Origin of the sequence: Chryseobacterium sp. MYb328, from assembly GCF_037572595.1 — a bacterium.
GTDB lineage: Bacteria > Bacteroidota > Bacteroidia > Flavobacteriales > Weeksellaceae > Chryseobacterium > Chryseobacterium pennae.
Genome location: NZ_JBBGZQ010000038.1, coordinates 1 through 24,314, shown reverse-complemented (window position 1 = coordinate 24,314; position 24,314 = coordinate 1). Strand labels below are relative to the sequence as shown.

Here is a 24,314-nt window from a genome sequence, read left to right as displayed (position 1 = left end):
TATTTGCATTTTCAACAGTATTTTAGTTTTGATATGGGATTAATTGCAGCGCTTCCGGACATCGACAGACATGATAAAAGTGTATTTGTCATGCACGAAAAATCAGAAAAACTGATTCCTTTTCATAAACATACCAAAGGACAGTTAAGCTATGTAGAAGGTGGTATTGCTTATATTACGATTGACAACCGGACATATGTGGTACCCGCCAGACATTTTTTTTGGATCCCGGAGGGCATGGAACATATTTTAGAAGTCGGGCATACCGCTACCGTTCTTCGTTCACTTTATTTTTATGCTCATGATGATGTTTCAGATCCGTTTTATGGAAAACTGGGAATTTATCCGGCATCAGAACTTTTGATCCAGATGATTAAATACACAGAAATGTGGGACGAAAAACACGTCACCTATAAAGATGAAAACTTTGAGTTTCTGGTGGCTTTAAAAAAAATCTTACCTAAAACCCATAAGCAGCCCCTACCTATTATTCTTCCTGCCACTCACAACAAACAGATGATGAAAATAGTCTCTTATCTTGAATGGAATATGGGAGAAAAACTGACACTTACCAATGTAAGCACCAGGTTCGGGCTGAGTGAACGCTCTATGTCCCGGCTGTTTAAAGCTGACATGGATATCTCCTTTCTTCAGTACCTTAAAACATTAAGAATCATCAAAGCTATTGAGCTCCTTTTGAATACAGACAAGCCCATTAATGAAATTGCAGATGATGTGGGCTATAGCTCGATCAGCGCCTTCAGTGATACGTTTCATGAATTTACACAATCCAGGCCATCTGATCTTCGGAAAAGCAGTAAGGCATTTTGATGTATCTGTTTTTGTCATTAGGAGGTGACGGGTCAAGTAAATAATTTGAGACCCCTCCAGAGAAATAGAATATACGATCTTTCAATTGATATCTCAGTAAAATTTAATATTTCAGAGAATATAAGGGGAACTCCCAATTAGTTGGCAATTATTTAAAATAACTAAAGTGATCAAAATCTTTCACTTATTCATCCATTAATTCGTGTTTGAATGATCTTTATCAAGTCCCTTAAAAATAAAAGATAATTTTGTCTTTTATTCAAGATAAGTTCATACATTTGTCCTATAAAAATCAGATACAATGTTTTCCAAAACCTGCGAATATGCATTAAGAGCATTAATTTACATTGCCCAGCAGTCTAAAAATGACAGCAGGGTCGGGATTAAGGATATTGCGAAAAACATTCATTCTCCGGAACACTTTATTGCAAAAATCCTTCAGGATCTGAGCAGAAAAGGTTTTGTACAATCGGCAAAAGGGCCAAACGGAGGTTTTTATATGGATCCTAAAAATCTGAATATAAGTATTGCTGATATTGTAAAGGAAATAGACGGTGATAAATTATTTACGGGTTGTGGACTAGGTCTTGATCAATGTTCAGAAACCCACCCGTGTCCACTTCATGAACAGTTCAAAAGTATCAGGCAGGATCTTCGTATCATGCTTGAAACATCTAAAATACAAATGTTTGTGGATAATCTGGATTTAGAATTAACCTACCTCAAAACATAAAAAAAAAAATTACCATAATAAAAGATAAAAAGATCTTAATATATTAATAATAACAATAAAACTCAATTTAACAGGTGTTCATATTGATTATCTGCCTGTTACAATTTAAAACCTAATCCAATGAAAACAGCTGCTATTGAAAAAATGTCTGCCCATTGGCTATTAGCTAAAATCGGTAAAAAAGTTTTGCGGCCAGGCGGTTTAGTCCTGACTCAGAAAATGTTGAAAATGCTGGATATCAATTCTCATGACCGAATCGTAGAGTTTGCCCCGGGCATTGGTTTTACAGCAAAACTCACTTTGAAGAAAAATCCGGAATCCTATACGGGAATTGATGCAGAGCAAGAAGCTGTTGATCTTTTGAAAAAGAATTTTATAAATACAGCAGCTCAATTTAAGTTGGGGAATGCAGCACATTCAGATCTAGCCGAACAATCTGCAAATAAAGTATATGGTGAAGCTATGCTGAGTATGCACAGTGATCACAGGAAATCGGAAATTATCAGGGAAGCTTCCAGAATTTTGGCACCAAAGGGCTATTATGCTATCCATGAATTAGCTCTGGTACCTGATAGCCTGGATGAAAATGTAAAATTACAGATTCAGAAAGAACTGGCTTTAAGCCTAAAGGTAAATACCCGCCCATTAACAGTTTCCGAATGGACACAATTACTGGAAAAAGAAGGGTTTCAGATTTTAAAAACGGAAACAGCTCCTATGCACCTTCTGGAACTGCAAAGAATCATCAGTGACGAAGGTCTTTCCGGATTTCTGAAAATTGCCGGAAATATCATCATACAGCCTAAAATCCGTTCCCGGATTCTACAAATGAGAAGGGTCTTTAAAAAGCATAATAACTGCCTTTGTGCGGTAGCCATTCTTGCCCAGAAAAAATAATAATAAATAATACTCATTATGAAAACACTTTTTTTTAATACCGCAATAATCCTGGCTTTATCTCCCATCCTGCTATCTTGCTCAAAACCTGAAACAACTCCTATTCCACAGGCAGATCCATATTCTAGCCAACAGCCTGCTCAGCCTGTAGAAACACCTACCGTTCCTGTAGCAACCAGCGCAAACTCCATAGATGAAGGGTTGAAATTAATTGAAGGTACAGACTGCCTTACCTGTCATAAAACTGATGCAAAACTGATAGGTCCATCCTATCAGGAGGTGGCTGCAAAATATACCGAAACAGATATCGATATGCTGGCAAATAAAATTATTGAAGGCGGGAAAGGAAACTGGGGAGATATTCCAATGGCCCCTCATAACGGAATGAGTAAAGACAATGCAAAACTGATGGTAAAATACATTTTATCATTAAAAAAATAAGAACAATTTAAATCAATAAAACGCCCCATAATATGAATACAAAAACAGATTTTATCGGAAATATTGTAGCGGAAGACTTCAGAACAGCTGCCATTTTTAAAAGATACGGAATTGATTTCTGCTGTAAAGGAGGAAGAACCATTGAGGAAGCCTGCCAGAATAAAAAACTGAATCCGGAAAAAATTTATGAAGAACTGGATACACTTCCGAAAAATAATGATACCACCATAGACTTCAGCAGTTGGCCTCTGGATCTTCTGACAGATTATATTGAAAAGTCTCACCACCGTTATGTGGAGGAAAAAACTCCTGTTTTACAAACTTTTCTTGATAAATTATGTAAAGTACATGGCGACAGACATCCTGAATTATTTGAGGTTAATACTTTGTTTCGTGAATCAGCCCATGATCTGGCTGCTCATATGAAAAAAGAAGAGCTCATTCTCTTTCCGTTTGTAAGAAATATGGTCAAGGCTAAAATATCCGGTGGAGATCTTACAAGACCTGGATTTGGGACTGTAGAAAACCCGGTGAACATGATGCAACATGAGCATAGTGTTGAAGGAGACCGTTTCAGAAAGATCGCTGAGATTACCAATGAATTTCTTCCTCCTGCTGATGCCTGCAATACTTATAAAGTAGCATTTGCCATGCTTCAGGAATTTGAAAATGATCTTCACAAACATATCCATCTGGAAAATAATATCCTTTTTCCAAAAGCTATCCAACTGGAAAAACAGTTTTCTGAGTAATTGTTTTCAGCTGGAGGCCGGAAGAAAGAGGCTGGAAAATCCTGTTATACGTAGAAAACCACTAAAAGTGATTTTTGAATAGAAAATCATAATACTTCAATACAGTTGGCTCCGTTAAAATTGAAAACTAAAAGGACTTCCCTCTTCCAGCCTCCTTCCTATCCATTCACTCCAATCATCTCCTTTAATATTGTATATTTAAACTATGATTCCCGAAGACCTATTAAAGCAGTATGGCAGCATAAGCAAAGATTATAAATGTGGTGATTTCATCTACGAAGAAGGGATGAAAAGTACCTTCTATTTTCAGATTGTTTCCGGAAAGGTAAAACTGAATAATTTCAGTGAAGACGGCAGGGAATTTATCCAGAATATTTTTGAAGCTCCTCAGTCCTTTGGTGAGGCTTTTCTTTTCATCAATAAGATTTATCCTACAAATGCCATAGCTTTAACGGATTGTACCATCTGCCAGCTTACTTCCAAAAACTTTTTTGAGATATTGAAAGAGCATCCACAATATTCACTGAAGATCAACGAAAATCTTTCACGGCGACTTCATTATAAAATGATCATGTCCCAGCATATTTTTTCAAAAGACCCTGCAATCAGGCTTAAAGTATTAATGGATTATTTTAAGCAAACCCACTGCACAGAAGAAACTGAAACAGAATACATTATTCCCTTAACACGTCAGCAAATGGCTGACCTTACAGGTTTGCGGGTTGAAACTGTAATCCGGACCATTAAAGCGATGGAAAAAGAACATCTCCTTAACATAATAAACAGACAAATTTACTATTAAATTAAGAATCTGATTGTGATTGAGATCATAACAGTAAAATTTGTATTCATTGTAATTTTAGGAAACAGAATTTCTTAAAACTTATGCAATGGACGAGTTTCTCAATGAACCAGGCTTACAAATTACCATTATTCTTATTTCGCTGCCTATCATCTTCGCTCTCATTCTGATTTTGATAAAAGTGAACAGAATGATTTCCAACACTCTTAAAAAAAGGGAACTGAAAAGGATTTACAAACATCTGGAAAGTTTACCACCACAAGAAGTTACCGCTTTAGAAGAACGTAAAAAAGAACTTGAATTTCAGCTTTCCGGGAATGAGCTCAGTCTGAATAAAAATGTAAAAGACCCACGTGGCCTGGTAGATCAGGCTAATGAAATTCATGACATCCGGTTTCTTCAGAGCAAAAGAAAAGAAGGCGGAAAAATTTCGGTTCCTGAGGATGAAAAAAAGCTCATTCTCTGGTTTCTGGGATGTGCCGTTTTCTGGCTTTTCATGGGAACTACGGTGGGAGAATATCTGGGAATAAAATTTGTAGCGCCAGACTCGGATCATCTCAGCTGGCTGAGTTTCGGAAGGCTGCGTCCTGTTCATACCAATATGGTTTTCTGGGGATGGGCTTCTATGGCTATGCTTGGTTTTTCTTATTATGTAGTTCCCAGAGTTGGAAATACCAAAGTTTTCAACCTGAAGATCGGATACTGGTCTTTAATACTGATGAACTCTGCCGTATTTCTCGGAAGCGTCTGCCTGATGGCAGGGATTAACAACAGTGGTGGTGAATACCGGGAATATATCTGGCCTGTTATGATTCTTTTTGCCATAGGAATTATGATCAGCATTTATAATCATTTCAAAGCCATCGAATTCAGGAAAACGGAAGATATCTATGTTTCCAACTGGTATGTGGTTTCTGCTATGATGTATGTAGTGGTCATCCTTTTCGTCGCCTATCTCCCATTCTGGCAGGATGGCCTTGGAGAAACGATAACACAGGGCTACTTTATGCATCAGGGGGTTGGCATGTGGTTCATGTTTTTCAATCTGGGACTAATGTATTATTTTCTACCACAGGAACTTAACAGCCCGGTATATTCATACAGCCTGAGTATTCTGGCATTCTGGACACAGATTTTATTTTATACCCTGATCGGAACCCATCATTTTATTTTCAGTGCTATTCCATGGTGGATGCAGACAGTGGCTATTGTAGCCAGTGTAGGAATGGTGATTCCTGTAGCTGCAGGAAGTGTTAACTTTATGATGACCATATGCGGATCATGGCACAGGTTAAAGCTCAGCTATGTATTGCCTTTTTATGTGGTTTCTGTAATTTTTTACTTTACCGGGTCAATGCAGGGAACGGCTGAAGCTTTCAGAACAACTAATCTTTTGTGGCATTTCACAGATTTTACAGTCGCTCACTCCCATCTGACCATGTACGGAATCATTACTTTTATGCTATGGTCTTTTACTTATACACTCGTTCCGAGACTTACCTCTCATGAGCCGCCAAGCCTCACAGTAGGACTCCATTTCTGGATGGCATTGATCGGAGTGCTGGTATATACTATTTCCCTGATGATCGGTTCCACCGAAAAAGGCATACTCTGGATGGATAAGAAGCCTTTTCTTGAAGGTGTGATAAAAATGTTCCCTTTCTGGTTATGGCGAGCTATCGGAGGAACCATGATGTGGATATCACATATCATTTTTGCCTATAACTTTTACAGGATGATCTGTCCACGGAAAGAAATCAGAATTCCGGAAACCCCTTCAGAAATTTTAGATATCATACATACCCAACAAAATAAAGCATTATAATGGACTTCTTTAATGACCATAAGAAACTTTTTTCTTCAGCACTGGCCTTTTTCCTTTTTCTGACACTGATTATATGCATCTTTCCTGCTCTGAACAACCAGAAAGTATATCAGCCTTTACAGGGAAGTAAAGCACTCACAGAAGAAGAAAGCCGCGGAAAAGCAATCTATATTCGTGAAGGTTGTGTGGCATGCCATACCCAACAGGTCCGTAATGTGGATATGGATCAGGTATTCGGAAACCGCCCAAGTCTGGCAGTAGATTACGCGAGAAACAAAAGGCTGAATCTATTTCAGAATACAGCTACCTTGATGGGGACTGAAAGAACAGGTCCAGATCTTACCAATATTGGCATACGGCAATCCAGCAAAGACTGGCAGTATTCTCACCTTTTCAATCCAAGGTCAGTCGTTCCACAATCCATAATGCCTTCATATCAATGGCTGTTTCTCATCAAAGAACAATTAGATCCCGGAGATAAGGAGATCAGTCTTCCCGATGCTTTTAAAAGGAAAATTAAGGGTAAGGTAGTTCCGTCAAAAGATGCAAGTGATCTGGTGGCTTATCTGCTTAGCCTTAAACAGACGGAGCTTCCTAAAAGTATTCCGACAAGGGAGTTCCTGTACAAAAAAGAAGAGAAAAAAACTAATGGAACTGCCGGAGGTGATAATCTCCCGGATGGAGAAGCATTATTTGCAGCCAACTGTGCCACCTGTCATCAGGCTACCGGAAAAGGCGTTCCCGGAGCATTCCCTCCCCTGAAGGGTGACAAAGTAGTTTTAGGTGATAATCTGGAACTGTATGTCACTATTATCATGAAAGGGTATAATGGTTTAGCCCCTCAATTCGGAGAAATGCCACCTGTAGGAACCAATGCCAATTTCAAGCCTGAAGATGTGGCAGCTCTTATCAATCACGAAAGAACAAGTTGGGGAAACAATGGTAAAAAAGTTACTGTTGAAGAAGTAAAAACAATCATGGATAAAATAAAATGATATGAAAAAGATACATTATATAATACTGCCAATACTGATATTATGGACAAACTATTTTCAGGCCTGTGATGCCTGTACACTACAACAGCCTAAAATCACAAGAAATTTCACCCACGGCCCGGGTCCTGAATCCGGCTGGGATTGGTTCATCGTGGGTGGAATGGCCCTGTTTACACTGGTTACCTTATTTTATTCGCTGAAGTTTCTCATTAAACCAGGCGAAAAGAATAAGAAGCATATCAAAAATAATGTCCTTAATTTTTAAATCTGAAATAAATGGGAAAGCACAATGCCACCGTTTTTCTTTATATAGATGAAGAACCTGACCCGATTGCTGAACTTCAGACTCCTATCGTTTTTAATCTGGATACGACCAAGCTTACAGATGGAGAACATACTTTAAAGATAATCAGCAAGTTTGGAAATAAAGAAGGATTAAAAATTATTCATTTCAATGTCCGGAACGGTCCTATTATTCACCTGGAAGGGCTTTCTGACCAGGAAACTGTAAATGGTGTTCTTCCTTTAATGCTTAATGCCTATGATACAGGAAAGAACCAGAGCTTTATTATCAAAGGAAGTGAAAATCCACGTACCATACCGGTTTGGGTATGGATCATTGCGCTTGTTTTTGCAGCATGGGGAGCATTTTATCTGGTTACCAATTTCAGTTTATAGTTATCATTATATTGTTTGTTCGTTTATTTTTTTTACTTATCTGAAATACGGGTAAGATAGAGGCTGTCTCAAAAGTAAAAAACAATACTTTTGAAACAGCCTCTTTATTAAAAGACCAATAAGCAGACAGGATTCAGAATCGTATAAGGTAAAATCAAAAGATTTTAAAACGAAACTATAAAAACAAAATCCTTATTCTGAAAGTCCTGTCTGATCTTAATGATTATTATTGTGTAGCTTTAATGATTGCGGTAGTGATCTGCTCTTCCTTCTTCTTTGCATAAGTAGAATCAAAAGGTTCCATTACATTGAATAAATACTGATAAAAAGGAGCTATCTGCTGAACTTTTTCAGATTCCTTCGCTGCTTTTTCTTTATCCATCTGCTGGAGTCTGCTGATAAAAATATTGAACTTTTTATCTATTGGTTCCACGGAATTTAGAAGATAAGCCTGAGCCTTTTCATTCTGTCCCAGTTTTCTGTATGCTTCCGTTACTGCAGAAACAACAAGACTATATTCCATGGGCTTAGATCTCATCTGTCTTCTGGCTGCAGCCTGGAATTTAGGAGAAAGTCCCAAATAATAGTCATATTCAGAAAATATATCTTTCTTAAGATTTTTAGCCAATTGAAGCCCTTTTTCTTCCTGGCCTGCAACAATGTAAGCTGTAACAATCGAGCTTAATGAACGGGGATCATTGTATTTTTCAGCAGGAATTTCCTTCGTTACAAGGCCCAGCAACTCTGAAGCTTTTGCTTTCTCACCAACCGCCATCAATGCAGAAACCGCCTTGCTCACGGACATTCTATAGCTCATAATATCAGATATTCCCGTATCATCATAATGGATGCTAAGATCCTTAAAGTTGCCCCATTTGTAATTTTTCACCACGTTATACAACGAATGAGCATCTACCCTGCCTTTGTCGCCATCGGGACTTTGAGGAGTACGGATAGGAACCAGCTTATAACTAAAGCCGTCAAACTGAAGATAATCATCAAGGTAAAAGATGTTTTCACTGTCATACATTCCTCCGGATGAGAAGCTGATTGGGCGTTTCCAATCAAAATTTGCAAGTATATCCAGCATAATGAGATGACTTTTATAAAGAGTATTCGCTTCATAATTAATAGGGATCTGATCCACAGTATCCGCAAGATCAGACGGACTAATGATACCAGACTTTACAGCATTGTCTTTATTCACCGGAAGAATGAATTTATTGACCGGGATAATATTATATCTTTCATATTCTTTCTCCCCGAAATACATTTTCAGCAGCTCGTCTTTTGCAGGAGATTTATATTTCAGAAACCTGATAGCCTCTTTTACCGTCATTGAATCCTGAGTCAGGAATTTTCTGAATTCCTGAAATTCTGTATCGGGCGCTCCCTGTTCTTTTAACATGGTAAATATCCCTTCCCAGTCTTCTTTTTTCATCAGGTACACCTGGTCATTTACCCCATCCCGGTAATCTTCATGTTTTAATTCCCCCGGAATTCCCATTGCATTGTAGGTTCTTCTTTTTACCTGATCAATATTCCATGGAGTGGCCAGCATGGTAAAATTCACCGTTTTTACATCATCCCTGAATCGTTCTGTTTCCTGAAGCCCCCAAACCGGATAAGTATCATTATCAGCATAGCAGAAAACAATCCCGTTTTTAGGCAGTGATGCCAGAAAGGAATGGGCAGAATCATAAGCTGCGGATTTCTTGCTGCGGTCGTGTGGAACATAATTCTGGAAGCCCATCATGAAAGGAATTCCCAACAGGATTACTCCAAGTACAATATTGGCTGTATTAGATTTTATTTTGGACTGAATAAACCAAAGAATACTTCCTGCACCCAGTCCGATCCAGATCGCAAAAGCATAAAACGAACCTACCATTGCATAGTCTCTTTCTCTTGGTTCAAAAGGTTTCACACCTGTATAAAAAACAATTCCAATACTGGTAATAACAAACAGTGAAAGAATCGCATAGAATCTTCCAAAATCTCTGTTCAGCTGGAAAAAGAAACCAATTAGCCCCAATATAAGTGGCAGAAAAAAGAATTTCACAGTACTTTCATTGTTAAACTTAGCCGGCATATTATCCTGACTCCCCAATAAAGCATTATCTATAAAAGAGAATCCTGAAATCCAGTTCCCATGGGTATTTTCCAAATGTCCCTGTAAATCATTCTGTCTTCCCACAAAATTCCACATCAGATATCTTACAAAATAATACCCGTTCTGAAAGGAGATAAAATAATCCATATTCTGGGCAAAAGAAGGCTTTTGTACATTGATAAGATCATAAGGTTTTACTTTCATATAATCTTCTACTGTAATAGAATCATCTTCATATTTTGCCCTTAGTTCATTAAAGATCTGCTTAGCCTGCGGATTGTCTGCCACATCTTCATTACCATCGTTGAATGTAAAATCCGGAGCTCCGTACATTGAAATATAATTAGCCATCACTTCTTTGTCCTCACTGAACATTCTTGGCATAAAGCTTATATGGGCTTTATTATAGACATAGCTAAACCTCTCACCTGTTTTCCTGTAGGACTTTGTTTTTTCGTCCTTTTCATAAGTATCTCCGGTTATTTTCCTTTTGTAACTTCCATCTTCATTCTTTTCCAACCCTTTTCTGTCAAGGGCGGCTGTATAATTCTGTCCATAAATTGTTGGCCAGTCTCCATACTGCTCTCTGTTGTAGTAATCCTTCATTCCGATAGCCGTATCAGGACTATTAAGGTTCATTGGCGGATTGGCATTTGCCCGGATCGGAATAACCATCCAGCACGAAAAGCCTATTATCATATACACCACAGATAAAACAATGGTCTGATAGATGTTTCTTTTTGCTTTCCCTGCATATTTAATCATCAAATAACAGATGGCTGCCATCAAAATAAAAGCGACAACAGTTCCGGAATGGAAAGGAAGTCCTAAACCGTTCACAAAGAAAATTTCCAATTGTCCAAACATCGTCATAATCAATGGGAAAATAATTTTAAAAACAAATGCAAGCACACCAAGTGTTATCAGATTAGCACAGATAAAACTCTTCCAGCTAAATGTATATTTTCTGGCATAATACACCAGACAAACGGCTGGAATAGCCAGCATACACATCATGTGTACTCCCACCGAAAGCCCGAGAATAAAGAAAATAAGAATAATCCATCTTTCACTGTCAGCAGCTTTATATTCGTTTTCCCATTTCGTAATCAGCCAGACCACAAGGGCAATAAATAAAGAAGCCATTGAATATACTTCTCCTTCTACCGCCGAAAACCAAAATGTATCTGAAAATGTAAAACACAGAGCTCCAATAGCACCTGCAAACAGAATTGAAATCTCCTGGTGCCTGGTAATGTCTTCAAAATCTTTATTTAAAAGCCTTCTTAAAAAATGCGTAATGGTCCAGAAAAGGAACAAAATCGTCAATGCACTGAAAAGTGCTGACATTGCATTGATTACTATTGAATAATTTTCAGTATTTCCAAAGGCAAAAATTCCGGCTACAGCTCCTGCAATCTGAAATAAGGCCGCACCCGGAGCATGGGTCACTTCAAGCTTAGTCGCTGAAGAAATATATTCCCCGCAGTCCCAGAAACTCAGAAAATGCTCCATCGTAGAGAAATAAGTAATTAATGCAATAACGAAAAGGAACCATCCCAGTACGGTGTTCCATTTTTTAAAAGACCAGTGTTTCATATAATATTTTTCAATATTAGTATGACAACTGATGGTAAAGAGACATTACATCGACCTGTGATTTTTTTTAATAAAATTATGAATCAGACTGGAAACGAGACGTTTTTGAGTATAAAATAACTTCATTGAATATTTAGCCTGGCAGTAATTTCCAGTGTCCAACTCTATTTTAGTATGTATTATTCAGTCCTCCATCCAGAGGAATACTTGTTCCGGTAAGGTAAGACGCATATTCTGAAGCTAAGAAAGCTACCAGATGGCCATATTCTTCAGGTTTTCCGAACCTTTTCATCGGGATTTTGTTTTCACGGGCTTTTTTTATTTCATCTGAAGATGCATTGGTTTGCTCTGCCTCATGATTCACCAGCTTCTGAATACGTTCTGTATCAAAATACCCGGTCAGAATATTATTCACGGTAATATGATGCTGAGCCACTTCATTGGATAGAGTTTTTGCCCATGCTACTACAGCTGAACGGATAGAATTAGAAAGTGCCAGATTCCCGATAGGTTCTTTTACAGAAAGTGAAGAAACATTAATGATACGGCCCTTTTTCTGTGAAATCATATAAGGAAGAGCCAGTAAAGTAGTTTCACAAACAGTTTTAAAAAGAAGATCAAAGGCTTTTTGATAGTCTTCAGTGTTTTTTTCAAGCGCCAGTCCTGGCTCCGGACCATTGGTATTATTCACCAAAATATCTATAGAATTTGTATTAAAGTATTCTCTAATACTCTTTTTATAATTATTAAAATCTGAAAAATCAACCACCAGATACTGGTGTTTCTGCTCGGGACCTACAATGGGTAATGAAGCCATAAAGTCTTTAAGCTTTGCTTCGTTGCGGGCCATAATGGTAACATTGGCTCCACATTTTGCCAGTTCAATGGCTATTCCTGCTCCTATTCCCTGCGTAGCTCCTCCTACCAGTGCATTTTTTGAAAAAAATTGAATATTCATTGTTCAGTAATGATTAGAAATTAATCAATATAAAGGTAAGAAAAAACCTCCAAATACATTGGAGGCTAGGTTTTAAAGCAATACTAAAGATCATTTAACAACTGTGGCTTCTAATTCCACTTTCAAGGTTTCAAATAACCCATTGACTTCAAGCATCGTAACTGCCTGCTCAATATTATGGACTGCAATCCATTCCTGAAGAACAGGAAAATGAGGCCATAACTCCTGAGTTGAAGTGGTATAGATATTTAATCTTACAATTCCTCTACACTCATACCCTGCTGCTGTAATTACTTCTTCAAGATTTGCTATTGCCTGCTCCAGCTGACTTTTCATATCTTCATTACTGGAAGTACCATCCGGATCAATAGCTGCCTGCCCTGAGCAATATAAAGTACTTTCTACATTCTTTACCTCTACAGCCTGTGCATAGCTTCTCTCATTTTGCCATTTCCATGGGTTTATAATTCTTTTTTTCATTGTTGAATTTTGTTATACGTTACTGTGCAAAATTGCAGAATAGGTATGGCAAAATTCCGTGACCGCAATCACGATTATCAAGTGAGAAAGATCACAGTTTATATTGATAAACGGCTCAGAGTTTCCCGGGAAACTCCCAGATAAGCAGCAAGTAATGATTTTGGGACACGCTGTACCAGAGACGGATATTTCTTCAAGAGCTGTTCATAGCGCTCTTTTATCCCGGTAGTCATGGTAGAAATAATGCGTTGTTGTGCAGAAATAAATCCCATATAGGCTTTTTCCAGAAAGAAATGTTCCATTTTAGGGTGAATACTGCAGATTTTTCTGTAATCCTCAAGGGTAAGACATAACACTTCCACATCCTCTATGCATTCCAATGACATGGTTGCTTTTTTGCTTTGATAATAAGCAGGAAAATCAGTTTCCCACCAGTCTTCCATTGCAAATCCTATGATGTGCCCCTTTCCGGTATCATCAGTATATACTAATTTCAGAAGACCTTCCAGGACAAAGTAATTGTAGGGTACAAGCTCTCCCTCTTGTACTAAAAACTGATGCTTTTTATATTTTTTATAGGTAAAACAGGAAGATATATATTCAAATTCTTCATCACTAAGAGGAAGTACTTTTTCGATATGAACTCTTAACCGGTCAGGCATATTCTATTTCTTAGGATATAAAAATACTGTTTTTTCACGAGGAAGATTACAGCGGCTTATCCATCTTTTTTATGTATTACGTTCCACGCAGATATAAGAAGAGTTCTTTTTGTCATAGAATACTTCTATAAAAGGTTCATCTTGTAATCCGATCTGAAAAAGGAACTCCAGATCTTCATTCCACTGCATAGGAACATCATCTTCCGGCCAGGTCATTGCCCAACCACCCTGATAAGCAAAAATCCCATCATTGGAATAGATAGGATGAGAATCCATCCAGATATCTGTGTATTCATCGGAGGCAAAAGCAAATAAGCTGAACAAGTCATTCTTATCACCATCATTTTCGGTAATCCATTTCTGAATTTCCTCATCACCATAATGCATTAATGTCTCAAATGGTGGGTAAATTTCTATTGTTCTTTCTTCTAAGGCAGTGTATGTATGCAAATCAACCGATTCTATATCAATCGGTAAAAAGCTGAATTCATCCTGCTCTTCCGTAAGCCCCATCCATTGATCTAAATGTTTTATCAGAAAACGAACTGGTTCGTTTTCATTCGCATAAGCGATGATTTCATTGGAATCATTGGCTGAAACAAACACCTGTGCCTTACGGATCATGGGTTGTGCCTTTTCCTTCAATTGGTCTACATTCATAAGAAATATGAAAAATGGTATTGATGTTTTTAAATAACTTTCTTTCGAATCAAAAATAGTCCATTTCCCCAGACATTACAACCTTCAGAACATTATTCATGCTAAAGTTAAGTTTCAAAAGGATAATTTTCACCCAGCTTAGTATGGATAACATTCAATGCATCGTAAAACCTTTGTCTCACAGATTCTGAAATCTCATTATGCTCCTCAAAGTACACATCCAACTGCTGAATAATGAGTGCCATCTGCAGCCATTGTTCAAAATTGATATGCATGGACTGTAATTTTTCATCATAATCATGATCATAAAAGAAAACAACTCCATTTCTATCCAGAAACCATTGATCTCCCTGTCCATTCCCGGCAAAACACCAATAATCAGGCAGTATAAATTCCTTATTTTGATTAACTGCTTCAACAGCATTATACAAAATAGCTTCCGATGCAATCTCTGTTGTTTTGATTAAAGGAGCCAGCTTTTTATAGTATTCGGGAAAAGGAAAATCAATGGTTTTGGGAAAATTCTGTACGTTTCCTTTTTCCTTTAAAATTTCAGCTACTATTTCTTCAATGGATCGTATTTTAAATGACATTATTGCTATGCTTTATCGTGAGTTCTCAGTTTACATTCAATTTTCAGGTCATATTTCTTTACAAGCTTTACAAAAGCCTGAGTAACAAATTTAAGCCCTTTATTTTCATCCTGAACAGCATATTTTACATCCGGCAACGGGATATCTTCAAAGCTGAAACCCATTCCTTCAAAATCTTTTACAATAGGAGCTGATTTCAGGAATAAAGCTGCATAGACAGGTATAGGCTCGCCTTTCAGCATACAGGGAATAAATTCAATTTCCCCCTGAAGTTCGTCTTTTAAAGCTACCATTGCTTTTTCAGAAAATAAATCACCTACTCCACCTGTATAGCAGGTATAAATATCATATCCTTTTAAAAAGTCATTCAAATCCAAACAATGCTGATCTGTAAATTCTTCTTTAATAGGAATGCAATTATTTCTAATAGTCGTTTCCCTGTATTCGGGAAGCTGAAATTTATTAAAAATATTTCCCTGCTTATCAATCACTGAAAAATAAAAGTCTTCCTTCGGATGAAAGGAAAATAAGGTGTACAAATTCATGTCTTATTCATTAACATTAGCTCAATATAGCAATTCTCCAGTCCCTAAGAATATTCATGGTATTATTTCAGTAATAAATCAATCTCCTGATAAAAAGAATCTTTGCTGTAATCTGCCACTCCGGTATGATGAAGACGGACCTCTCCTTTTTTATCCAGTACAACAGTAGTAGGCAATGAACCGTTATAAAGTTCTCCCGGAATAGTCCCTGCAGGAGTTATAAAAGGAACCGTAAATCCTTTTTCCTTTAAATAGGCTTTTCCCAGAGAAGGATTATCGTCAAGGTTTACTGTAAGAAAGACCATATCCGGATGAGTTTTATACTTATTATAGAGTTTTTCAACTGATGGAAACTCTGCCCGGCAGGGAGGACACCATGATGCCCAGAAGTTGATAAAGACAACTTTATTTTTCAGAGGAGAGGGATCAATAAGGATTCCGTCTTCATTTTTCAGCATCAGCCCTGTATAAGCAGCTTTATTTCCTGATTTCTCCACAGATTCAGAAATACTGGAATTAAGAATTCCTGTAGACGCCACCTGTCTCATCAGCCATGCTTTGGCGTCAGGACTAATCAATACAATGATCAGTAAAACTGTCATAATCACTGTAGACCAATGAGCCCTCATCCATTTTTTTAAATCTCCTATACTTTTCATTCTGATAATATGAATTGTGATTTCACTTTAAAAATTTGATTTTCAAAAATATAAATTTTTAGTGCGATTAAATACAATCTATCTTCTATATTTCTATAACCGAAAGAAAAAATAGAACAATTAGTCTAGATAATTAATATGTTTTACATAAGTTCTGCTATATTTGCCCAGGATTTAATGAAGGTCGATAAAAAAGACGAATCAGAAATTAATTTATTCAAATAATAAAGCTTCTGTGTGTAACTTATTTTCTATTCATTCAACTAATCAGCAGGAAACAATAAACTCAGTTCTATAGAAGAGATCTACTACTTTAACAAAAACTAATGCAAATATCTTTTTTCAAAATTACCGCAGCCACCGCTGCGCTCTGTTTCAGCACTCTGGTGATGGCTCAGCAGCAAACCCGTTCTGTAAGCGGAACAGTGAAAGACAAAAAAAACGGCGAACTGCTGATTGGTGTAACGGTAAAAGTAAGCGATGATCCTTCAATAGGTGTTGTAGCTAATGAATATGGGTTTTACTCACTATCATTGCCAGAAGGAGATCACACCATCATCATTTCCTATCCGGGTTACAGAGATTTTGAGCAGCAGATCAAAGTAGATCAGAACATAAAGCTGGATTTATTCCTCAATCAGGAAGAGCAAAAATCCAATACCATAGATGAAGTGGTGGTTTCCGGAGTCAAGAAGGATAAAAATCTTTCCAGTGCTCAAATGGGGACTGAGACATTAAATATCAAAAATATAGAGAAGCTTCCTGTATTGTTTGGTGAAAAGGATGTTATGAAAACCATACAGCTTCTGCCGGGTATTAAAAGTAACGGTGAAGGAAGCAGCGGCTTCAGTGTTCGTGGGGGTGCTACGGATCAAAACCTGATTCTTCTGGATGAGGCTCCTGTTTACAATGCATCGCATTTGCTTGGCTTTTTCAGTACCTTCAACAGTGATGCTCTGAAGGATGCCAGTATTATCAAAGGAAACAGCCCGGCCCAGTATGGAGGACGTCTTTCTTCGGTAATGGATGTGAAAATGAAAGACGGAAATAATCAAAATTACAATATTAACGGAGGAATAGGGCTGATCAGCAGCAGGCTGAGTGTAGAAGGACCACTTCAGAAGGAAAAATCATCTTTTATTGTATCCGGAAGAAGAACGTATGCCGACCTATTTCTTAAATCTTCCAAAGACTACAAAGACAATAAGTTATACTTTTATGATCTCAACCTGAAAGCCAATTATCAGATCAATGAGAATAACCGTATTTATCTTTCGGGATATTTCGGAAGGGATGTATTGGGACTGGGAGATACTTTCTCAACCGACTGGGGAAATACTACAGCAACGTTACGCTGGAACAGTATCATCAACAGTAAACTGTTCTCGAATACCTCATTAATCTACAGTAATTATGATTATAAAATCGGTCTGAAAAATAATGAGAGTGAGTTCAAATTAAATTCAAAGATACAGGACTGGAATCTTAAGCAGGACTTTACCTGGTTTGCAGGAAACAAACATTCCGTACGCTTCGGTCTGCAGTCTATTTACCATACGCTTACTCCAAGCAGTGCTTCGGGAACGATTGTGAATTCTTATTCAAGAAATCCGAGATATTCATGGGAAAATGCTCTATATATTAATGATGATTTCAAAGCAACAGAAAAACTTACCATTAATTATGGACTAAGACTTTCTCTATTCAGTGTATTGGGTGGAGATACTTTCAATACCTATGAAAATGGAGAACTTTCGGAAAGTCAATATTTAGAAAAAGGTAAATTCGGGAAAACATATACGAACCTGGAACCGCGTATTACAGCAAATTACCGCATCAATGAGGTAAGCAGCGTGAAAGGAGGTTATTCAAGAAATACCCAGAATCTTCATCTTTTAAGCAACAGCAGCAGTGGAAATCCTACCGATCAGTGGATCGGAAGCAGTTACTCTGTAAAGCCTGAAATAGCAGATCAGATCAGTGTTGGCTACAGCAGAAACTTCAAGAACAATAATTATGAACTGAACGCAGAAGTCTACTACAAATCTATGCAAAACCAGATCGACTTCAAAAACGGAGCGCAGATCGGATTCAGTACTGCTGAAGATGTAGAAAGTGAACTGCTTTTCGGGAAAGGAAGAGCTTACGGGCTGGAACTTATCGCCAAAAAGAAAAGCGGAAAGCTGACAGGCTGGATCTCCTATACGCTATCCAAAACAGAAAGAAAGATCAACGGAATCAATGATAACCAATGGTACAACGCCAGAATGGACAAAACTCATGATCTTTCTATAGTAGCCACTTATCAGCTTAATTCAAAATGGACTCTTTCCGGACTATTCCTTTACAGTACAGGAAATGCAGTGACTTTCCCTGTCGGAAAATATGAACTGAACGGACAGACTGTATTCCAATACAACAACAGAAACGCTGACAGAATGCCTGCTTATCACAGAATGGATCTTAGTGCGACCTACGAACCGGAATCAAATAAACGTTTCCGCGGATCATGGACATTCGGAATTTATAACCTGTATGGCCGTGAAAATGCTTACACCATTACTTTCGAAGACAATCCAAACAACCCGGGAACCACCCGCGCCATGCAGACTTCCCTTTTCCGTTGGGTACCTAACATCACTTACAATTTCAAATTTTAAATCATGAAAAAAGCATTCTTTATCATATTATCTGCATTTACATTAACTTCTTGTGAAAAAGAGATCGATCTGGATCTGAATGACCAGAGCGGAAACATTGTCATTGAAGGAAATGTCACTGATAAAAATGGTTCATATACTGTAAAAATCACCAAGACTGTCGGTTTTGCCCAGCCTAATCAATATCCGGCTGTTACAGACGCTCAGGTTATTTTAAGTGATAATACCGGACAAACAGAAACACTGGAGTATACAGGTGGCGGAGAATATAAAACGAGTACCTTTCTCGGAGTACCGGGAAGAACCTATACTCTTAAAGTTTTAGCAGAAGGGAAACAATATACCGCACAAAGTACCATGCCAAAGGCTGTGGACTTGGAGGGTCTTGTACAGGATTCTTTTATGTTCGGAAGTAAGAAAAGCTATACCCTTCTTCCTGTTTTTAATGATCCTGCAGAATTGGGCAACCGTTATCTTTTCAGCTTTACCATCAATAATTTACCTAAAAAGTACATCAGCGTACTTTCTGATAATTTAAACAACGGATTACCTAATCAATGGACTTTAGGACTTCCTAATGATGATAATAAAGGCAGAGATCACGAGGTAGTACCCGGAGATGTTATTTTGGTTGAAATGCAGTCTATCGACACTAATGTATTCACTTATTACAGCGCACTTCTTAAGATTTCGGAAGGCTACGGTGGGAGTGTTACACCTGCCAATCCACCAAGTAATATCAATAACGGAGCTTTGGGGTATTTCTCAGCACATACAGTAAGATCTCTTGCTACACAGATTCAATAGGATTTTCTATGGCTACAATAAAAACGGTTATTCCAGAGTATTGGGATAACCGTTTATTTTTATTAATTTATATAAAGAACTCTTTGGAGGAGCTTCGGGAGATCATCATAAAAAAGAATCACAAAAAACAACTGGATAAAATAAATAAGTAAAAAAAAATAATTTAAAAATGCCAGCAATCGCTGTGAAAAACATGTCAACTTAAATTTTTATCCAGTGCTCTTTTTTTTAGTTCTGAATGGGATAAACACTGCCTTATAAAGACCCAAACGAGTATTCCGCCCCATTCAAAATCTATTTTATTACTTTTGTAAAATTAATTCGTTCAGGCAGAAAGTCTGGTGATTTATATCCGTTTAAAATGTGATTTAAGTTACAAACTGGACGTTTATTCAACAGCCTGCGTAGAAAAATTATGATCTCAAAATTTATTTTCAATAATCAGTACCTTTTTGATGAGCTGCCTGAGTCTGATAAGGATTTACTTATAAGGGTAATGAAAACTAAAAACTACCGCAAAAACGAGGCGATATTTACGGATGGCACAAAACCCAATGGAATTTATTATCTGAATGAAGGAAAGATAAAAAAATATAAGGTAGATAATGATGGAAGGGAACAAATCATTTATATCTACAGTTCCGGGGAATTTTTCGGATACTCTGCTATTTTGAGCCAGGAATCTTATGGAGATACTACTTCCACTCTTGAAAATTCTGTCATATCATTTATTTCAAAAGACAGCTTTCTCGAAATTATTGACCAATCTCCGGTTTTTTCAAGATTGTTATTAAAGTCTTTAAGCCATGAGTTCAGTGTCATGGCCAATCTTATTGCAGTTTTATCTCACCGTACTGTCCGAGAGCGGGCTGCACTGAGCTTGCTGATCCTGCATGACAAATACAAACCCAATAACTTACAGGAAGAAGAGGTATTGATCTCTTTATCCCGGGTGGACCTCGCCAACATGGTAGGAACCGCCAGAGAAACCCTGGCCCGTATTCTTAATGATTTTAAGCAGGAAAAACTAATCAGATCGGAAGGAAGAAAAATACAGATTCTTAACTTTAAGCAACTCATCCATATTGCTAACTTTTATTAATAAACCGCTTAGCAGCCCATATTTAGGAAAATAGTTTCCACTTCAAAAAACTCCTGACATACTGTTGTCATACCCTGTTCTTAATTTTGTAATCAATTATTTAAATACAGAATTATGAAATTAACATCATTAAGAATCATTACCAAAGACATCAGGCAATCGGTTCAGTTTTATGAAAGAGCAATAGGACAAAATGCACAATGGTATACGGAAGATTTTGCTGAACTTCCTACCGGTTCCATTACTATAGCTATTGGAAGCACCCATACCATGAAAATGTTTGGTGGTGAAGATTTTACGGAATCTAAAGGCCAAACCAGTACCATTATCGAGTTTTTAGTGGCTGATGTAGATGCTGAATTTGAAAAAATTAAAAATCTGACAGATCATATTGTGCAGGAACCTACCACAATGCCTTGGGGCAATCGCTCTCTCTTGTTCCGTGATCCGGATGGGAATCTGATTAATTTCTTTACGCCTGTAAGTCCGGAAGCTATTCAAAAGTTTAAATAAAGATGGAAGCCGGAAGATAGAAGTTACTTTCAGATAAGTATTTACTATAGTGCTTAATCAATAGGTTTCAATGGCTTACTATCTTCCGGTTTTTCCAATTAAAGATAGATTCTCATTGGTTTTACTGCAAGAATACTAAAACAAAAAAAGGAGGCTTTTCTGCCTCCTTTTTAGTTGTACTAGTAACCACACCTTGGATTTCTTTATAGTAATTTGTGTTTTTTTCTTATCATTTGGTTTTTTCAAGAAATCCACGTTTAAGGTCATTCATACGCTTCTATATTAATCTCATCACTTATTAATTCTTTCTCATCACTTGTGTTTTATATAACTATAGTTTATTATTTTTACAGTTATTTCATTTACCTGTGATCATGAAGTGAAAAAAACTAAAAAAAGCATTCGCATTTCATTTGGTAAATTTTATACTACAAAGTAACAACATCGCAGGATAATATCATCTACAAACTCCGTAGATACATATCGGACATTATATAGATATTTATCGATAAAAATTTAAAATGGATGAAGAAGTGCGGAATATCCCTTAGTGGATCTATATTTTATGATGGGTCTTGATAAGATCAATGAGCTCAACAAGATTTTCAATTTTCAATTTTTCAAAGATATTTTTTTTGATAGTGCTTACGGTATTTTGCTTTATATTTAAATTATTTGCAATTTCCAGATTGCCATATCCTTCGGCATACAATTCTGCAATCTGCAGCTCTCTTTTGGTTAAACTGCTAAGCGGGCTTATTACATTTGGATTATAAATAAACTGTACCAATAAATTTCTTGTCAGATCAGAGAAATATTCTCCTTTCTGGATAAAAACTGAGATGGCCTGTCTTACTTCATCCTCTTCACTCAGCTTACTCAGATACCCATTAGCTCCGGCTTTTATAAATTTAAGAGCATACAGATCTTCTTCAAGTCCTGTAAAAACAAGAATTTTAATATCCGGATTTATACTTTTCAATTTTGGTAAAATGTGGAGACTGTTTCCTTCCGGAAAATGTGCGTCAATAATGGCAATTTCAATTCCTTTTGTCTCTACCAGCTCCACAGCCTGTTGTAAAGATGAAGTATGATACACTTTAGCATTGGGAGCTATATCACTAATAACGATTTCCATTCCCTGTCTTACAATACTGTGGTCATCTGCTAAAAGGAATGTTATCTCCCTGTTTTCAATTGGCATTTCCATTATTTATTATTGATATTTAAATTGATCCTGAATGTTACCTGTGTTCCTTTGTGTAATTTACTGGAAACCGAAATTTCTCCTTCAAACAATTCTACAATTTCCTTAACAAGGTTCAATCCCAGTCCTACTCCAAGATTATCCACCTCATCTGAAACAGTTCCCTGATAATAAGGATCAAAAATCTTTTTAAGATCAGATTCCGAAATTCCCACTCCGGTATCTCCTACCGTTGTGATCAGGGTAATTTTATCATTTCCCAATGGCTCTGTTGCCATAACAAGATCTATTTTCCCGTTTTCTGTATACTTATTGGCATTTCCAAGAATGTTCATAAAAATCTGGTTAATTCTGATGTTATCAGAGAATACCACTATTCCTTCGGGAATCCTGTCCGTTACCGCAAACTTATTATTTCGGGTTTCAAGATAAGGAGAAATAACTTTTACAATAGAACCAATTTCATCTTTAAGGTTAAAAACAGACTTTATGAGTTTCTTCTCAGCATCCTGATTCTTTGTATATTCCAGAATCTGGTTGGACTGTAAAAGCAGAGTACTATTGGTAAATTTAATAGATTTCAGATAATCTTTAATTGTCTCATCTCCTGTTGTTCTGTAAATCTTATCAATAAAAATATTAATGATCTTCAATGGAGATCTTAAATCATGGCTCAGCATTCCCAGGATCCTGTTCTTGAAGTTCAGGTTGTTCTTAATTTCCTTATTGGCAGCATTCAGTTTTCTTTCATAGATAAAAGCTACTCTTGTAAAGTACATGATCAGAATAGATACGATGAACATCAGAATCATCAGCCCAAGTACCAGATATCTTCTGATCTTATTATTGTCAGAGCTTTGCTTGGCATATTCTTTTTCGAGTTCAGATTTGAAATCCTTGATCGCATTTTCATATACATCGATCAATCCATTACTATAGACCAGCAGCTTACTGAAATTACTGTAAAACTGTATATTCTCACGCTGATTTTTGATGGCATACTGCTGTGCTTTCTTTACTTCCGCCGCATAATGCTTATCCATAGACTTCAAAGCCTTATTCATTTCAGTCTTTACATTGGAAAGGTCTATCGTTTTATTATTTGTTAAAGTAATGACTGTACTTTCTTTCTGAACGTTAACTTTTCCTGTAATGGCATCTTTTAAACGTCCCATAAACCCTTTCTTCTTGATCGTATCAGCATAGGTACGGGTCTGTACATTGAAGTTCTCAAAGTCATTCTTATACTTTTCCGGCTCGTACTGTTTATCTTCAATCTTTGCAGGAGCTTTCAGAGAAGATTCGTATACAGAATCTATAAGTGTTTTCAGTTTGGTAACCTTCAGGGTATCCATTTTCTTCTGGGCCAGGCTTTTTTTCAGTCTTGGGCTTGTATTTTCATACTCCCCGATCTTATCAAAATTCTTTTTCAGTTTTCTAAGGGATTCAAAATAAAGCTGTAGATCCTTATTATCCTGGGTGGCCATATATCTTTGAAGATGCTCCTGGGCATCCATAAAATCCTTTCTTGAATTATCCGTTAATCCGCCGAGAGCCCTGCTATCTTCAAGCTGTGTCTTGATAAACTGCAGCTTTTTCTCATTGACAACCTCATTATAAAAAAATACGCCTATAATTACCTGTATCAATAGAATACACATAATCAATGAGTAATGAACAACCTTCCTCAATTTAAAATTTAAGAATTTATATTTCATGTCTACTGCCAGCTAAATTAATCTTCTGTTTTCTTAAGTCTCTTTTATTAGTTTTAAACAATATAATATTATTAATAAATATTT

Annotated in this window: 24 protein-coding genes; 14 read left to right on the top strand and 10 right to left on the bottom strand. The window is 36.9% G+C overall.

What is annotated here, in order from left to right; translation table 11 throughout:
* Window positions 1-33 precede the first annotated feature (33 nt).
* From WH267_RS24140 to WH267_RS24095, 10 genes are all read left to right on the top strand, one after another.
* A complete protein-coding gene (locus tag WH267_RS24140) occupies window positions 34-831 on the top strand; it encodes an AraC family transcriptional regulator (protein ID WP_340011531.1) in 798 nt (265 codons plus the stop codon).
* A gap of 301 nt (window positions 832-1,132) precedes the next feature.
* Complete coding sequence (locus WH267_RS24135) at window positions 1,133-1,564, top strand: RrF2 family transcriptional regulator (RefSeq protein ID WP_123319577.1); 432 nt, start codon at window positions 1,133-1,135, stop codon at window positions 1,562-1,564.
* A 120-nt stretch (window positions 1,565-1,684) separates the two neighbouring features.
* Window positions 1,685-2,461 (top strand): class I SAM-dependent methyltransferase, encoded by a 777-nt coding sequence (locus WH267_RS24130; protein ID WP_340011518.1) that lies wholly within the window; start codon window positions 1,685-1,687, stop codon window positions 2,459-2,461.
* 18 nt (window positions 2,462-2,479) lie between these two features.
* Entirely contained in the window at window positions 2,480-2,902 is a 423-nt protein-coding gene (locus WH267_RS24125) for a c-type cytochrome (protein ID WP_340011516.1), read from the top strand.
* Between the two features lie 32 nt (window positions 2,903-2,934).
* The gene (gene ric, locus WH267_RS24120) at window positions 2,935-3,654 is read left to right on the top strand and encodes an iron-sulfur cluster repair di-iron protein (RefSeq protein WP_340011514.1); all 720 of its coding nucleotides are present in this window, start codon (window positions 2,935-2,937) and stop codon (window positions 3,652-3,654) included.
* Between the two features lie 205 nt (window positions 3,655-3,859).
* A complete protein-coding gene (locus tag WH267_RS24115) occupies window positions 3,860-4,456 on the top strand; it encodes a Crp/Fnr family transcriptional regulator (protein ID WP_340011513.1) in 597 nt (198 codons plus the stop codon).
* Between the two features lie 88 nt (window positions 4,457-4,544).
* On the top strand, window positions 4,545-6,281 hold the full coding sequence (locus WH267_RS24110; RefSeq protein ID WP_340011512.1) for a cbb3-type cytochrome c oxidase subunit I: 1,737 nt from the start codon (window positions 4,545-4,547) through the stop codon (window positions 6,279-6,281).
* On the top strand, window positions 6,281-7,276 hold the full coding sequence (locus WH267_RS24105) for a cbb3-type cytochrome c oxidase subunit II (protein WP_340011511.1): 996 nt from the start codon (window positions 6,281-6,283) through the stop codon (window positions 7,274-7,276). The genes WH267_RS24110 and WH267_RS24105 overlap by 1 nt, the downstream gene beginning before the upstream one ends.
* 1 nt (window position 7,277) lies before the next feature.
* Window positions 7,278-7,541, top strand: coding sequence for a hypothetical protein (locus WH267_RS24100; protein WP_340011510.1), 264 nt, complete (start codon window positions 7,278-7,280; stop codon window positions 7,539-7,541).
* 11 nt (window positions 7,542-7,552) lie between these two features.
* The gene (locus tag WH267_RS24095) at window positions 7,553-7,954 is read left to right on the top strand and encodes a cytochrome C (protein WP_115972376.1); all 402 of its coding nucleotides are present in this window, start codon (window positions 7,553-7,555) and stop codon (window positions 7,952-7,954) included.
* Between the two features lie 226 nt (window positions 7,955-8,180).
* Here the strand turns inward: WH267_RS24095 and WH267_RS24090 are convergent, their stop codons facing one another.
* From WH267_RS24090 to WH267_RS24055, 8 genes are all read right to left on the bottom strand, one after another.
* On the bottom strand, window positions 8,181-11,666 hold the full coding sequence (locus WH267_RS24090) for a glycosyltransferase family 117 protein (RefSeq protein WP_340011508.1): 3,486 nt from the start codon (window positions 11,664-11,666) through the stop codon (window positions 8,181-8,183).
* Between the two features lie 169 nt (window positions 11,667-11,835).
* Entirely contained in the window at window positions 11,836-12,624 is a 789-nt protein-coding gene (locus WH267_RS24085; protein ID WP_115972378.1) for an SDR family oxidoreductase, read from the bottom strand.
* Between the two features lie 90 nt (window positions 12,625-12,714).
* Window positions 12,715-13,104 (bottom strand): RidA family protein, encoded by a 390-nt coding sequence (locus WH267_RS24080; protein ID WP_115972379.1) that lies wholly within the window; start codon window positions 13,102-13,104, stop codon window positions 12,715-12,717.
* 98 nt (window positions 13,105-13,202) lie between these two features.
* Window positions 13,203-13,766, bottom strand: coding sequence for a Crp/Fnr family transcriptional regulator (locus tag WH267_RS24075; protein ID WP_115972380.1), 564 nt, complete (start codon window positions 13,764-13,766; stop codon window positions 13,203-13,205).
* Window positions 13,767-13,835: 69 nt separating this feature from the next.
* Window positions 13,836-14,426 carry a hypothetical protein gene (locus WH267_RS24070; RefSeq protein WP_115972381.1) on the bottom strand — a complete coding sequence of 197 codons (591 nt, stop codon included), beginning with the start codon at window positions 14,424-14,426 and terminating at the stop codon, window positions 13,836-13,838.
* Between the two features lie 107 nt (window positions 14,427-14,533).
* On the bottom strand, window positions 14,534-15,019 hold the full coding sequence (locus tag WH267_RS24065) for an SMI1/KNR4 family protein (protein WP_115972382.1): 486 nt from the start codon (window positions 15,017-15,019) through the stop codon (window positions 14,534-14,536).
* A gap of 5 nt (window positions 15,020-15,024) precedes the next feature.
* Window positions 15,025-15,564 carry a hypothetical protein gene (locus WH267_RS24060; RefSeq protein WP_115972383.1) on the bottom strand — a complete coding sequence of 180 codons (540 nt, stop codon included), beginning with the start codon at window positions 15,562-15,564 and terminating at the stop codon, window positions 15,025-15,027.
* Between the two features lie 62 nt (window positions 15,565-15,626).
* The gene (locus WH267_RS24055) at window positions 15,627-16,223 is read right to left on the bottom strand and encodes a TlpA family protein disulfide reductase (RefSeq protein WP_340011507.1); all 597 of its coding nucleotides are present in this window, start codon (window positions 16,221-16,223) and stop codon (window positions 15,627-15,629) included.
* Window positions 16,224-16,549: 326 nt separating this feature from the next.
* On the opposite strand from WH267_RS24055, the gene WH267_RS24050 reads away from it, so the two are divergent.
* From WH267_RS24050 to WH267_RS24035, 4 genes are all read left to right on the top strand, one after another.
* A complete protein-coding gene (locus WH267_RS24050) occupies window positions 16,550-18,883 on the top strand; it encodes a TonB-dependent receptor (protein ID WP_340011506.1) in 2,334 nt (777 codons plus the stop codon).
* Window positions 18,884-18,886: 3 nt separating this feature from the next.
* Window positions 18,887-19,690: a DUF4249 domain-containing protein gene (locus WH267_RS24045; RefSeq protein WP_340011505.1), complete on the top strand. Its 804-nt coding sequence runs from the start codon at window positions 18,887-18,889 to the stop codon at window positions 19,688-19,690.
* A gap of 415 nt (window positions 19,691-20,105) precedes the next feature.
* On the top strand, window positions 20,106-20,792 hold the full coding sequence (locus tag WH267_RS24040; protein ID WP_340011504.1) for a Crp/Fnr family transcriptional regulator: 687 nt from the start codon (window positions 20,106-20,108) through the stop codon (window positions 20,790-20,792).
* Between the two features lie 114 nt (window positions 20,793-20,906).
* Entirely contained in the window at window positions 20,907-21,305 is a 399-nt protein-coding gene (locus WH267_RS24035; protein ID WP_123319593.1) for a VOC family protein, read from the top strand.
* A gap of 556 nt (window positions 21,306-21,861) precedes the next feature.
* On the opposite strand, the gene WH267_RS24030 is transcribed toward WH267_RS24035, so the two are convergent.
* Window positions 21,862-22,515 (bottom strand): response regulator, encoded by a 654-nt coding sequence (locus tag WH267_RS24030; RefSeq protein WP_115972388.1) that lies wholly within the window; start codon window positions 22,513-22,515, stop codon window positions 21,862-21,864.
* On the bottom strand, window positions 22,515-24,173 hold the full coding sequence (locus WH267_RS24025; RefSeq protein WP_228438809.1) for a sensor histidine kinase: 1,659 nt from the start codon (window positions 24,171-24,173) through the stop codon (window positions 22,515-22,517). The genes WH267_RS24030 and WH267_RS24025 overlap by 1 nt, the downstream gene beginning before the upstream one ends.
* Between the last annotated feature and the right edge of the window lie 141 nt (window positions 24,174-24,314).